The 12,737-nt window shown below is 68.9% G+C and carries 13 protein-coding genes; 10 read left to right on the forward strand and 3 right to left on the reverse strand.

Going from position 1 to position 12,737, the window contains the following annotated elements; genetic code table 11:
- The 10 genes from ABNQ40_RS32840 to ABNQ40_RS32885 all read left to right on the forward strand — a co-directional run bounded on the left by ABNQ40_RS32840 (nt 1) and on the right by ABNQ40_RS32885 (nt 9,802).
- Nucleotides 1-828 carry an alpha/beta fold hydrolase gene (locus ABNQ40_RS32840; protein ID WP_109050214.1) on the forward strand — a complete coding sequence of 276 codons (828 nt, stop codon included), beginning with the start codon at nt 1-3 and terminating at the stop codon, nt 826-828.
- Nucleotides 821-1,219 carry a carboxymuconolactone decarboxylase family protein gene (locus ABNQ40_RS32845; protein ID WP_109050213.1) on the forward strand — a complete coding sequence of 133 codons (399 nt, stop codon included), beginning with the start codon at nt 821-823 and terminating at the stop codon, nt 1,217-1,219. The genes ABNQ40_RS32840 and ABNQ40_RS32845 overlap by 8 nt, the downstream gene beginning before the upstream one ends.
- Nucleotides 1,216-1,530, forward strand: a complete 315-nt coding sequence (locus ABNQ40_RS32850) for an NIPSNAP family protein (RefSeq protein WP_109050212.1) — start codon at nt 1,216-1,218, stop codon at nt 1,528-1,530. Before ABNQ40_RS32845 ends, ABNQ40_RS32850 begins: the two co-directional genes overlap by 4 nt.
- 157 nt (nt 1,531-1,687) lie before the next feature.
- Nucleotides 1,688-2,899, forward strand: coding sequence for a glycine betaine/L-proline ABC transporter ATP-binding protein (locus tag ABNQ40_RS32855; protein ID WP_109050211.1), 1,212 nt, complete (start codon nt 1,688-1,690; stop codon nt 2,897-2,899).
- Nucleotides 2,892-3,827, forward strand: a complete 936-nt coding sequence (locus tag ABNQ40_RS32860) for a proline/glycine betaine ABC transporter permease (RefSeq protein WP_109050210.1) — start codon at nt 2,892-2,894, stop codon at nt 3,825-3,827. Before ABNQ40_RS32855 ends, ABNQ40_RS32860 begins: the two co-directional genes overlap by 8 nt.
- A gap of 83 nt (nt 3,828-3,910) precedes the next feature.
- On the forward strand, nt 3,911-4,948 hold the full coding sequence (proX, locus tag ABNQ40_RS32865; protein WP_109050209.1) for a glycine betaine/L-proline ABC transporter substrate-binding protein ProX: 1,038 nt from the start codon (nt 3,911-3,913) through the stop codon (nt 4,946-4,948).
- Between the two features lie 98 nt (nt 4,949-5,046).
- A complete protein-coding gene (locus ABNQ40_RS32870) occupies nt 5,047-5,640 on the forward strand; it encodes an amino acid synthesis family protein (protein WP_109490972.1) in 594 nt (197 codons plus the stop codon).
- Nucleotides 5,641-5,702: 62 nt separating this feature from the next.
- Nucleotides 5,703-6,650, forward strand: coding sequence for a glyoxylate/hydroxypyruvate reductase A (locus tag ABNQ40_RS32875; protein WP_247879829.1), 948 nt, complete (start codon nt 5,703-5,705; stop codon nt 6,648-6,650).
- A complete protein-coding gene (locus ABNQ40_RS32880) occupies nt 6,650-7,912 on the forward strand; it encodes an MFS transporter (RefSeq protein WP_109050208.1) in 1,263 nt (420 codons plus the stop codon). The genes ABNQ40_RS32875 and ABNQ40_RS32880 overlap by 1 nt, the downstream gene beginning before the upstream one ends.
- 81 nt (nt 7,913-7,993) lie before the next feature.
- Nucleotides 7,994-9,802 (forward strand): helix-turn-helix domain-containing protein, encoded by a 1,809-nt coding sequence (locus ABNQ40_RS32885; protein WP_109050207.1) that lies wholly within the window; start codon nt 7,994-7,996, stop codon nt 9,800-9,802.
- Between the two features lie 42 nt (nt 9,803-9,844).
- Here ABNQ40_RS32885 and ABNQ40_RS32890 read toward each other — a convergent pair whose 3' ends face one another.
- The 3 genes from ABNQ40_RS32890 to ABNQ40_RS32900 form a co-directional block, all read right to left on the reverse strand.
- A complete protein-coding gene (locus ABNQ40_RS32890; RefSeq protein ID WP_109050206.1) occupies nt 9,845-10,168 on the reverse strand; it encodes a cytochrome c in 324 nt (107 codons plus the stop codon).
- A gap of 72 nt (nt 10,169-10,240) precedes the next feature.
- Nucleotides 10,241-11,458 (reverse strand): PQQ-dependent sugar dehydrogenase, encoded by a 1,218-nt coding sequence (locus ABNQ40_RS32895; RefSeq protein ID WP_391349434.1) that lies wholly within the window; start codon nt 11,456-11,458, stop codon nt 10,241-10,243.
- A gap of 385 nt (nt 11,459-11,843) precedes the next feature.
- A complete protein-coding gene (locus tag ABNQ40_RS32900) occupies nt 11,844-12,647 on the reverse strand; it encodes an NAD(P)H-dependent oxidoreductase (protein ID WP_109050204.1) in 804 nt (267 codons plus the stop codon).
- Nucleotides 12,648-12,737 lie beyond the last annotated feature (90 nt).

Here is a 12,737-nt window from a genome sequence, read left to right on the forward strand (position 1 = left end):
ATGGCCGACTCCCGTCACTTCACGGTCGGGCCGGTGACGCTGAACTACCGGCTCGACGGCCGGGGGCCGGAGCCTCTGGTCTGCATCCACGGCGTCGGCTCGTATCTGGAGGCCTGGAGCGGTGTGGTCGAGCGGCTCGCCGACCGCTTCACCATCCTGACCTTCGACCTGCGCGGCCATGGCGGCTCCACCCGGATCAAGGGCCGCTACGAGATCGACGATTTCGTCGGCGAGACGCTGGCGCTGGCCGACCATGCCGGCTTCGGCCGCTTCAACCTGGCGGGATTCTCGCTGGGCGGGTTGATCGCCCAGCGCCTGACCCTGACCCATCCGGAGCGCGTCAAGCGGCTGGTTCTGCTGTCCACCGTCGCCGGCCGCAATCCGGAGGAGCGCCGGCGGGTGCTCGACCGTCTGGCGGCCCTGCAGGCCGGACAGCCGGGCTCGCACTACGACGCCTCGCTGTCGCGCTGGCTGACCGAGGACTTCCAGGAACGGAACCCGGAACTGATCCGGGGCCTGCGCGAACGCAACGCCGGGAACGACCCCGACTGCTACGCCGCCGCCTACCGCGTCCTGGCGGAAACCGATTTCGGCGGTTTCCTCGACCAGATCCGCTGCCCGACCCTGATCGCGACCGGGGAGGAGGACATCGGCTCCAACCCGCGCATGGCGCGCACCATGCACGACAGCATCCCCGGTTCGGCTCTGCACATCCTCCCCGGCCTGCGCCATTCGATCCTGATCGAGGCGCCGGACGCGGTGGCGGGGCTGATGGGACGCTTCCTGACGTCCGCCGAGCAGCCGAAGGAGGGCGCAAGCCATGGATGAACCCCTGCAACGGGCGGGCGAACGCGTCCGGCGCGACGTGCTCGGCGACGCCTATGTCGACCGCGCGATGGCGGCGGCCGACGATTTCTCCCGGCCCTTCCAGCAGATGGTCAACGAATATTGCTGGGGGCAGTGCTGGGCCGACGACGCGCTCGACCGCCGCCAGCGCAGCCTGCTCAACCTCGGCATGATCGCGGCGCTGGGCCGCATGCACGAGTTCGAGCTGCACCTGCGCGGCGCCATCCGCAACGGCCTCTCCGATGCCGAGTTGCAGGCGGCGCTGATCCAGATCGCGGTCTATTGCGGCATTCCCACCGGCGTCGAGTGCTTCCGCATCGCCCGCAAAATCCGCCAGGAGATCGCCGGGGACGGCACGGGAGGCACGCCATGATCGTCGAGGAACGCATCTACCGCATCCGTTCGGGCAAACTGCGCGAGTATCTGGCGCTGGTGCAGAGCGAGGGGCTGGCGATCCAGCAGCCGATCCTCGGCAATCTGATCGGCTACTTCGTCAGCGAGATCGGCCCGCTCAACCATGTCGTCCACATGTGGGGCTATGCCGATTTCGAGGACCGCACCGCCCGCCGTCAGCAGCTTTCCGATGATCCGCGCTGGCAGGCCTTCATCCCGAAGCTGGCGGCGCTGATCGAGACGGCGGAAAACCGCATCCTGCTGCCGACCGCCTTCTCGCCCCTGAAATGACGAACTGGCAGCGTCATGCTCCGTTTCGCAGGAACGATAGGGCTGCTTTTCCTATGTTTCGCAGGAAGACAGGAAGACGCGCAAGTCTTCCTAATGGGCACAAGTAAAAATCTTAAAGACAGGGAAAGCCCACCGAACACAACGATGGGAGACGGTTGTGACAGAACGACTGAGGGTAGAGAATCTCTATAAAGTTTTCTCCAAATCTCCCGATCCAGCCCTGCGGATGTTGGCCGCAGGTGCAAAAAAAGCTGAAGTTCTGGCAAAAACCGGAATGGTTGTAGGGTTGAACGACGTTTCATTGTCGGTTCCGAGCGGTGCCATCTATATGGTGATGGGGCTGTCGGGATCGGGCAAATCCACCCTGGCGCGCTGCATCAACCGGTTGAACGAACCGAGCGCCGGCCGCATCCTGCTGGACGGCCGCGACATCGTCGCCGCCGGCGAGGCGGAGCTGCGCGACATCCGTCGCAAGCGCATCTCCATGGTGTTCCAGCATTTCGCCCTGCTGCCCAACCGCACCGTCGCCGAGAACACCGAGTTCGGCCTGAAGCTCCAGGGGGTCTCCCCCCAGGCCCGGCGGCGCCGGGCGGAGGAGGTTCTGTCGATCGTCGGGCTGGCGCGCTGGGGCAACCACTACCCCCACGAGCTGAGCGGCGGCATGCGCCAGCGGGTCGGGCTCGCCCGCGCGCTCGCCACCGATGCCGACGTGCTGATCATGGACGAGGCGTTCAGCGCGCTCGACCCGCTGATCCGCACCGAGATGCAGGACGAACTGCTGCGCCTCCAGCGCACGCTGAAGAAGACCATCCTGTTCATCACCCACGATTTCCAGGAGGCGCTGAAGCTCGGCACGCGGATCGCCATCATGGCCGACGGCGAGCTGGTCCGCGAAGGCACGCCGCAGTCCATCGTGCTGGAGCCGGGCAGCGACTACGTCGCCGCCTTCACCCGCGAGGTCGACCGCTCGCGCCTGTTCGACGCCCGCTGGGCGATGACCCCGGTGCAGCCCGTCCCGCTGGCCGCCGGCCTGTGTCTCGCCGAGACGGGCGACGGCGGCGGGCTCGTGCTCGACGACGGCGGCCATGTCGTCGGCGCGCTCGACGCCGACACGCTTCGGGGCCTGCGCGACACCGCCGGGCTCGGGACCGGCGGCCTCGCGACTGGCGGCTTGGGCGCCCTGCGCAAGGACTTCGTCACGGTGCGCGAGTGCGACAGCCTTCTCGACGCCGCCCGCGCCCACCGGGCCGGACGGCCGATGGCGGTGGTCGACGAGGACGGCCGGCTGACCGGCACGCTCGCCGCCGACCGCATCCTGGCGGGCATCGCCGCCGCCCCTCCTCACCCAGCGGGAGGCCTGCATGCTTGACGCAAACGACCTCAACGTCTTCCCGGTCGACGCCTGGATCCAGGACGGCGTCGCGTGGATCGCGCTGAACCTTCGCCCGCTCTTCCTCGCCATCAAATGGCCGGTCGAGTATGTCCTGAACCTCAACATCTTCCTGCTCCAGGAAATCCCCTTCCTCGCCATCGTGGCGGTGGCGGTGCTGCTGGCCTGGCGGCTGGCCGGCCTGGGGGTCGCCTGCTTCAGCGCCGTCGCCCTGGTCGCCATCGCCGCGCTGGGCGTCTGGTCGGAGGCGATGACCACCCTGTCGCTGATCACCACCGCCATCGTCATCTGCGCGGCCGTCGGCATCCCCATCGGCATCGGCTGCGCCCGCAGCGACCGGATGTGGGGCGTCGTCCGCCCGATCCTCGACATCATGCAGACCACGCCGACCTTCGTGTATCTGGTGCCGGTGGTGATGCTGTTCGGCGTCGGCACGGTGCCGGGCGAAGTGGCGGTGGTGACGGCGGCGGCCCCGCCGCTGATCCGCTTCACCAACCTCGGCATCCGCATGGTCGAGACCGAGATGGTCGAGGCCGGCCTCGCCTTCGGCGCCACCAGGCGGCAGCTGCTGTGGGAGGTCCAGCTTCCGCTGGCCGTGCCGACCATCCTCGGCGGCCTGAACCAGACGGTGCTGACCGCGATGGTGATGTCGGTCGTCGTCGCCATGATCGGGGCGGAAGGTCTCGGGCTGGTGGTGCTCCAGGGCCTCGGGCGGCTCGACGTCGGCCGCGCCGCGGTGGGCGGCATCGCCATCGTCCTGCTGGCGATGATGCTCGACCGCATCACCCAGAAGATGGCCCAGCCCGGCGGCCCCGGCGGACGCCCGCTTCTCCGCAGCCTGCGCGCCCTCGTCCGCTCCAGCCGTCCGGCCACCTCCAAGCCGGCGATCTCCAGTCCGGACCAGTGATCCCCCCCGGTCCGCTCCCTGGCCCCAAACCGCAAGCCCCGCTCCACCCGAATCCCGTCCCGACCCCGTTCGAGGAAACCGCCATGCCCTTCTTCACAAAGTCGGTCGCCAAGTCCCTCTCCGTCACCGCCTTCCTCGCCGCGGCCTGCGTCCAGCCGTCGCTGGCCGCCGACCAGCCCGGCAAGGGCAAGACCATCCGCTACGCCCAGTCGGACAGCCTCGGCGCCAACTACGTCACCGCCCAGATCGTCACCGCCGCCTTCAAGGAACTCGGCTATTCGGTCAAGCTCAGCACGCTGAGCACCACCCTGTTCTTCCAGGCGGCGGCGCAGGGCGACCTCGACATCGCCACCGACATCAACTTCCCGCAGCGCGAGCCCGCCTTCCGCAAGGTGGAGCAGCAGGCGACCATCGTCGGCGGCGGCCTGATCAGGGAGGGCGGGGTCAACGGCTACCTGATCGACAAGAAGACGGCCGACGCCCACCACATCACCTCGCTGGAGCAGATGAAGGACCCGAAGATCGCCGCGCTGTTCGGCAAGGGCGGCAAGGCGGATCTGGTCAACTGCGATCCCGGCTGGAGCTGCGGCGACGTGGTCGACTTCCAGCTCGACAAGTTCGGCCTGAAGGACACGGTGACCTCGGTGCGCGGCAAGTACGAGCCGCTGATGGTGGAGGCGGTCGCCCGCGTCCGCCGCGGCGAGCCCGCCTTCTTCTATGCCTGGAGCCCGTCCTGGGTCACCAACACGCTGGTCCCCGGCAAGGACGTGGTCTGGCTGCCCACCCCGTTCGACGCCCTGCCCCCGTCGGTGCCCAACAAGGGCACGGCCCTGGTCAGCGGCGTGTCGGGCTGCGCCGGCGGCGCCGACCCCTGCCGGATGGCCATGGCCTCCTGGAACTGGAACACCGTCGCCAACCGGGACTTCATCGCCGCCAACCCGGCGGTGAAGGCGCTCGTCGAGACCATCGGCTTCCCGCTGCAGACCTGGGCCGGGTGGGAACGCAGCATCAGCGAGAAGGGCGCCAGCGAAAGCCATATCCGCGCGCTCGCCCAGGAGTGGCTCGCCGCCAACAAGCCGACCTTCGAGCAGTGGGTCGCCAGCGCCAGGGCGGCGAGCTGACCCGACATCCAACGCTCCCCAGTTTCCACCCCCCGAAGCCGCCGGCCCCCGGTCCGGCCGGCTCCGGGACCGGACATCAGAGAATCGGACAGGACATGATGGACATCGGACTGCGCAAGATCTCCACCTTCATCGAGGAGACCATCGTCGAGGGCGGCAAGCCGGCCGAACGGCCGATCACATCGGTCGTCGTCGCCGCCGTGCTGCGCAACCCCTGGGCCGGCCAGGGTTTCGTCGAGAATTTACGGCCGGAGATCCTGCGGGTGGCCCCGGTGCTGGGGGCCGAGATGACGCGGCGTCTGGTCGCCCTGATGCCGGCCGCGCGCATCGAGGCCTATGGCAAGGCCGCGTCGGTCGGCGTCAACGGCGAGATCGAGCACGCCTCCGCCCTGATCCACACGCTGCGCTTCGGCAACATGTTCCGCGAAGCGGCGCAGGGAACCACCTTCCTCAGCTTCACCAACACCCGCAACGCCCCCGGCGCCCTGCTCGCTCTGCCGATGATCCACAAGACGGAGACCGGCAAGCGGGCGCATTTCCTGACCGCCAATTTCCAGGTTCCCGACTCCCCCGGCGCCGACGAGCTGCTGGTCGCCATCGGCGCATCGGACGGCAGCCGCGCCCATCCGCGCATCGGCGACCGCTTCCTCGACATGGAGGAGATGGAAGCGGAAAAGGCCGGCGCCCGTTGAGGCTCCAGCGCGCCCGCTCCCGCCCACGCCCGGCTTTTCGAACGGATCGAGGCTTTACCGACATGCCGCTGCAACGCAGCCCGATGACGCTGCTGTTCTGTTCAGGCATCGACAATGCCGACCTGTGGCGGGAGGCCCTGCACCGCCGCCTTCCCGACGTGACGCTGCGGGTCTGGCCGGAAATCGGCGACCCGGACGACATCGACATGGCGCTGGTGTGGCAACCGCCGCCCGGCATCTTCGCCGGACTGGCCAACCTGCGGCTGGTGATGTCGCTCGGCGCCGGGGTCGAGACGCTGCTGGCCGACCCGTCGCTTCCCGACGTGCCGCTCGTCCGCATGGTGGCGGACAGCCTGAGCGACGACATGGCCGGCTTCGTCGCCCTGCAAGTGCTGCGCTGGCATCGCCATTCCGACGAGTTCGACGCCGCGCAGGCGGCGGGGGTCTGGCGGTGGCTGCCCTACCGGCCGGCCCGCGAGGTCACGATCGGGCTGCTCGGGCTGGGGGAGCTGGGACGTGCCGCCGCCGTCGTGCTGGAGGCTCTGGGATACCGCGTCCTCGGCTGGAGCCGGTCGCCAAAGCGGCTGGACGGCGTGGAGTGCTTCGCCGGCCCCGACGGGCTGGAGGCGATGCTGCCACGGTGCGACCAGCTGGTCTGCCTGTTGCCGCTGACCGCCGACACCCGCGGCATCCTGAACCGGCGCCTGTTCGCCCGCCTGCCGGCCGGGGCCGTGCTGGTCAATGCCGGGCGCGGCGACCATCTGGTCGAGGCGGACCTGCTCGACGCCCTCGATTGCGGCCGGCTGGGCGGCGCCAGCCTGGACGTGTTCAGCGAGGAACCGCTGCCGGCCGGCCATCCCTTCTGGCGGCATCCGCGCATCCGCGTCTCCCCCCACAGCGCCGCCGCCACCCACCCGGCGCAGGCGGTGGAACAGGTGGCGGCGACCCTGGCGGCCTTCCGCGACGGGCGGCCGCTGGCCAACCGGGTCGAGCGGGGGCGCGGCTATTGATGATGCCGCCGCTGCTGCCGGTGATGGCCGCCGCCGTCCTGATGCAGGCCGGCAACGGTCTGCTCCAGGCCCTGCTGCCGCTGCGCATGCAGGCGCAGGGCCTGTCGGCGGCCGACATCGGCATGGTGGCGTCCGCCTACGGCGTCGGCTTCGCCGCCGGCTGTCTGGCGGCGCCGAGGGTCGTCCGCCGGCTCGGCTTCGTCCGCGCCTATGCCGGGCTGGCGGCGCTGATGGCGATCCTCGCGCTCGCCCTGCCGCTGGCCGGCGGCAGCGTCGGCTGGGTCCTGCTGCGCGCGCTGACCGGCGTCGGCTTCGCCGGGCTGTTCACGGTGATCGAGGGGTGGATCGGCGCCGGAGCGCAGGACGGCAACCGCGGGCGGATCCTGGCGGTCTACATGGTCACCACCAAGCTGGCGCTGATGGCCGGCCCCCTCCTGCTCGACCCCGGCGGCGACCAGCCCTTCCGGCTGCTGATCCTGCTGATCCTGCTGTCGGTCCTGCCGGTCGCCGTCACCCGGCCGGTCCGCCCGGCCCTGCCGACCGCCGTCTCGCTCGACCTCAGCGGGCTGTTCAGGCTGGCGCCGTCGGCCCTGGTCGGTTGCTTCGCGGTCGGTGTGGTGACCGGCACGATGATCGCGTTCGCCCCGCTGTATGGCTTGCGCATCGGCCTGTCGGAACCGGCCGCCGCCGCCCTGCTCGTCGCCCTCCAGGGCGGCAGCCTTCTCGCCCAATGGCCGCTCGGCGCGCTGTCGGACCGGCGGGACCGCCGCGTCGTGATCGCCGCCGTGGCCGTGACCGGCGCCGTCCTGTCCGCCGGGCTGGCGCTGCTGCCGGCCGGCAGCCCGGCCTGGCTGGTGTGGGCGGGGTTCGCGCTGTGGGGCAGCCAGGTCCTGTGCATCTACGCCCTGTGCGTCGCCCACGCCTGCGACGTGGTGCCGCCGGGCCGCATCGTCCCCACGGTCAGCGGCCTGCTGGTGGTCTGGGCCGCCGGGGCGATGGTCGGTCCGGTGCCTGGCGCCCTGCTGATGGACAGGCTCGGCCCGTCGGGATTGTTCGTCTACGCCGCCGCCGGCTGCACCGCGCTGGCCGCCTTCGTCCTGATCCGCCGCGCCGTGCGGGAGCGGGATCGGGCGCCCGGCCCGCCGGCCTTCCGCCCGCTGCCGCCGGACAGCCTGACCGGAGCGGCACTCTCCGGCCCCCGGACGACTGTTGAGTCCTCTGACATCGGGCCACCGGATGCCGGGCCGCCGGAAGGGCGCTGACGTTCCGCTTTTTCCGAGTGCCGTCATCGGGTTAGAGTCGGTCGAAACCGGGCCTGGGCCCATCCCTTCGCCGGAGGAACAGTGGTCGAGACGTCGCGCATCCAGTCGCTGCGCGTGGTGGCGAGCCTGATCAATTCGGGCGGGGATCTGGCGACGGTGCTTCAGCGCCTGGTCCTGGCCGCCTGCCGCCATGCCAACTGGTCGATGGGGTCGATCATGGCGGTCGATGTCGAGCATGGCTACGCCCTGGTCGTCGTCCGCCACGACCCGACGCTGATCCAGCGCCCGCTGCCCGACCGCTGGGAGCTGGCGACCAGCCCGTCCCTGGTCGCCCTGCGGCGGAACGAGCCGATCTTCATCCCCGACGCCCGGGTATCGGAGGAGTTCCCCGGCTATCGCCGGGAGGCCTTCGAGCGCGACTACCACAGCGTGCTGGTCATGCCGATGAACTGCACCGACGACAGCGGCCGGCCGCTGGTGCTGAGCGTCGTGTCCCGCGACATCATCGAGGTGAGCGAGGAGGATCTGGCCTTCATCGGCATGATCGTCCAGCTCGGCGAGATCGCGGTGGAGCGCCAGCACCGGCTGCGCGCCGAGACGCTGGCCGCCGAACGCCTGCAACGGGCGCTGGAGGTGAACACCTCGCTGCTGCGCCAAGCGCTGGAGGACGGGGCGATGGCCACCCTTCTGCCCCGCATCCGCGATCTGCTGCCCTACTCCATCGTCATCGTCGACTTCACCGCCAACCTCGTCACCGCCGACCGGGCGCCCTGCGGCAGCGACATCGGCGACGCCGACTGGCAGGCGGCGGTCGCGACCGACCTCGGCCCCTCGATCATGAAGGCGGCGCGCGATGCCATCGACCATCCCGCCGCCACCGGGCCCGCCGCCACCGGGGCGACCCTGTTCTGGGAGGTCAACGGCAAACGCATCCGCACGGCGCCGCGCATCGACCCACTGACCGCCGACGGCGAGGTGGTCGGCGTGCTGATGATCTTTCCGGGACCGCAGCCTTACGGCCAGGCCGATCAGCTCCTGCTCGACGGCATCAAGCACGCCCTCGGCATCCAGATGCTGCGCAACGTCATCCGCTTCCGCTACGAGAACCGGACATTGACCGAGCTGTTCCTGGAACTGGTGGAGCGGCGATGGCGGGATCCGCTGGACATCGGACAGCGCGCGCTGCGGCTCGGCCTCAACCTCGATCTGCCGACCCAGATGATCCTGGTCGGGCTGCCCGGCCGCAGTCCGCGGGCAGTGAGCGCGGCGGCCGATCTCCAGCTCCCGATCCAGCGGCTCCTGTCGCTGCACGGGATCGCCGGCACGCTCGTCACCGTTCCGGCCGGTCTGGTCTGCCTCATTCCCGCCGTCGACGAGCGGAGCCATGGACCGGTCAAGCGGCTGATGGCGCAGATCGCACGGTCCGTCGCCGACATCCTGCATGCCGAGCCGTTCGTCGTGCTGACGAGCCGCTGCATGGCCCCGCCGGACTATGCGGAGGCGTGGGACCGGTCCTGGCGGATGATCCGGATCGCCGAGGAGTTCGGCCGCCCCGGCGTCCTCGATGCCCGGCAGTTCGGCCCGCTGCCCATGCTGCTGGCCGCCGCCAACACCCACGAGGTGCGCGGTTACGTCGCCGACAGCATCGGCGCCCTCATCGAATACGACCGTCAGCATGGGACGCCCTATCTGGAGACGCTTTCCGCCTATCTGAAGACGGGGTGCCGCACCAAGGCCTGCTCCGACCAGCTCGGCGTGCACGTCACCACCCTGCGCTATCGGCTGACACGCATCGAAGAGCTGTTCGGCATCGATGTCGAAAGCCCGGATCGCCGCTTCTCGGTTGAACTCGCCATTCACCTGAGCGGGGTCATCGACCGGTCCCCCTGATCTCGAGAGGGCTCCGTCAGCTCCCGCACCGGTCCTGCGGCGCTACGGCGGCGTGACCTCGATCCGGATGGAACTGAAATAGGAGGCGAGATCGTCGATGTCCGCCTCGCTCAGCGACGGGGCGACCACCGACATCATCTCGTTCCTGCGGGCCCCCGTCTTGTAATCGGTGAGCGCTTTCCGGAGGTAGATTTCCGGTTGCCCGGCCAGATTGGGCGCTTCCGGAATCCTGGAGAGCCCGTCCAGCCCGTGGCAGGTCTGGCACTGGATGGCCTTCTTTCTTCCCGCCCCTGGATCTCCGGCATGGGCGCCGGCCGCATAGACGGCCAGTCCCAGCAGGATCGGCACGCTCCACCGGTATCGCATCCTCATCCTCCCGGCCGCCCCGATCCGGCCCGATCCGGTTTGGGGCAATCGGCCTGCTGTCCGCCCCGCCCCTCATTGCCCATAGGAGATCCGGTAGACGGCTCCTGCGAAATCGTCAGACACCAGCAGCGAGCCGTCGGCCATCACCGCCACGTCGACCGGCCGCCCCAGATATTCGCCGTCCGAGGTGAGCCAGCCTTCGGCGAAGACCTCGGTCTTGTCCGCGGTGCCGTCCGGCTTGAGGGAGGTGAACATGATCCGCGCCCCGATGGGCTTGGTGCGGTTCCACGACCCGTGTTCGGCGGCGAAGATGCCGCCGCGGTACTTCGCCGGGAACTGGGTGCCGCTGTAGAAGGTCATGCCGAGATCGGCCGCATGCGCATCGTATTCGACCTGCGGCGACACCGCGTCTGCCGGCGCCTGCTGATCCTTGTATTCGACGGTACGGATCTTGCCGCCCCCATAATAAGGGAAGCCGAAGTTCAGGCCCGGCTTTTCCGCCCGGTTCAACTCGCCCGGCGGGACATCGTCGCCCATGCCGTCCACCTGGTTGTCCGTGAACCAGAGCGCCTTGTCCTTGGGGTTGAAGTCCATGCCGACGGAATTGCGCACCCCCCAGGCATAGACTTCGCGGTTTTTCCCGTCGCGGTCCATGCGGACGATGCCGCCGATGCCCCATTTCCTGTAGAGGTCGAGCTTGTCGGATGCCGGCACGTTGAAGGGCTGCCCGAGCGCGATGTAGAGCTTGTCGTCCGGGCCCACCCGGCACACGCGGGCGGTGTGGTTGTAGCTTTCCTCCTCCTTCGGAATGAGTTCGCCGCCCTTGGCCACCTGGAAGGCGGCGACGTCGGCGCCCTCATAGAAGAACTCGGCGGCGGGAAAGGTGAGCACCCGGTTCTGCTCCACGACGAACAGGAATCCGTCCTTCGAGAAGCAGACCCCGTTCGGCACCGAGAAATTGATCGTCGGCGCGAAGACCTTCACTTCGTCGGCGACGCGGTCCTTGTCCCGATCGGTGACCGCGTAGACCTTGGTCTTGCGCGTTCCGACGAAGACAGCCACGCCCTGCGGCCCGACGGCCATGTGACGGGCGTCGGGCACGATGGCATAGAGCGCGATCTTGAAGCCCTGCGGCAGCTTGATCCGCGACAGGGTCTTGGTGATCGCCGCCGCCTTCGGACCGGATTGCGGAACGACCGGGATTTCGGTCACGTCGCCGGTGGTCTTGAATTGCTGCAACTTCTCGAGGTTGCCGGGCGGCTGCGGGTAGTCCTGGGCTCCGGCGGGCATCGTCAGGCATGCAACCGCCAGAAAAAGCGCGGTGTTCAGACCGGTTTTCATGATTCCTCCCAGTGTATCGCTCTTTTGGTCGTCGCACGGGTTCTGGGCCCGTGTTCTTGGGGCGTCGATTGCAGCACGGCGCCATCGGCCGGATGGACATGGAACAGGCTAGGGATCCGGGGCAAATCGGCCGCAGGTGGGCACCGGCAATTCAGGATCTTCGCAGCTGCTCCAAGGCTCATCTCCGTTTCATTTCGGGTTCTGAACCGTGCATCGGTGCGTCTCCAGCGTAGTTGCGGGCGTGCCGGACAAACCACACCCTCGTGGAGGTAGGCCCGAGAAATTCGGGGTATCGCGATTCCTGCGCCGCCCGTGGCAGCCTTGCGCCCTTACCTCAATCGATCTTGCCCGGATCGCCGTGCGTAAGGTGGAGCGCGAAACCGGCAGCGCCCGGAGCCTCGAGGCCCGGCCGGAGCTGCATGGACGGGATCAGATAATCGCCGCCGTTCTGACGCCGGAAGGGGAGTGGCGGTGTCGTCGCGAGCGTCCGCAGCCGCCCGCGCAGCCGCTCCGCGACCAACTCGAAGCCGGCCTCGTCCAGGCGGTCGGCACGATAGACCACGAACGGCGGAAGCACCTCGTAGCCCGGATAGTGGAGGATGCCGTGGTTGATCGGGAAAAGCAGGTCGTCCATCGGCCCGTTGATCCCACGCGGCGAATAATGGTCCTCCCAACCGCCTGCGGTTACGATCAGCATGGCGCGCTTGCCGGCCAAGGCTCCTTCGCCATAGCGGTCGCCCCAGCGCCGATCGCTGTGCTCGCCGACGCCATAGGCGAAGCCGTTGGCATAGACCCGGTCGACCCAGCCCTTGAGGATCGCCGGCATCGAGAACCACCAGAGCGGAAACTGAAGGATCAGCGTGTCCGCCCAACGCAGCTTGTCGATCTCGGTCCTGACATCCGCGGTCAGCGCCGCGGCATCGAAGGCGCTGCGCGACGAGCCGGGCACCTTCAGCCGGTCCCCGGCCGGAAGCGTCGGGAAGTCGTCCCGGTCGATCTCCGATTTCCAACCCATGTCGTACAGGTTGGACAGCCCCACCTCATGGCCCTGTGCTTCCAGGTCCTGGATGGCGACGTCGCGCAGCGATGCACTGAGCGAGTGCGGTTCGGGGTGGGCGAAGACAATGAGGATTTTCATGGCCGGCTCCGGCTGAGTGATGCAACCGTTGAGCAGGTATCATGGGGAGCAACGATCCGGTATATGGTGGGAATGGATATGATTATGCCG

Origin of the sequence: Azospirillum sp. A23 (assembly GCF_042938965.1) — a bacterium.
GTDB classification, from domain to species: Bacteria; Pseudomonadota; Alphaproteobacteria; order Azospirillales; family Azospirillaceae; genus Azospirillum; species Azospirillum melinis.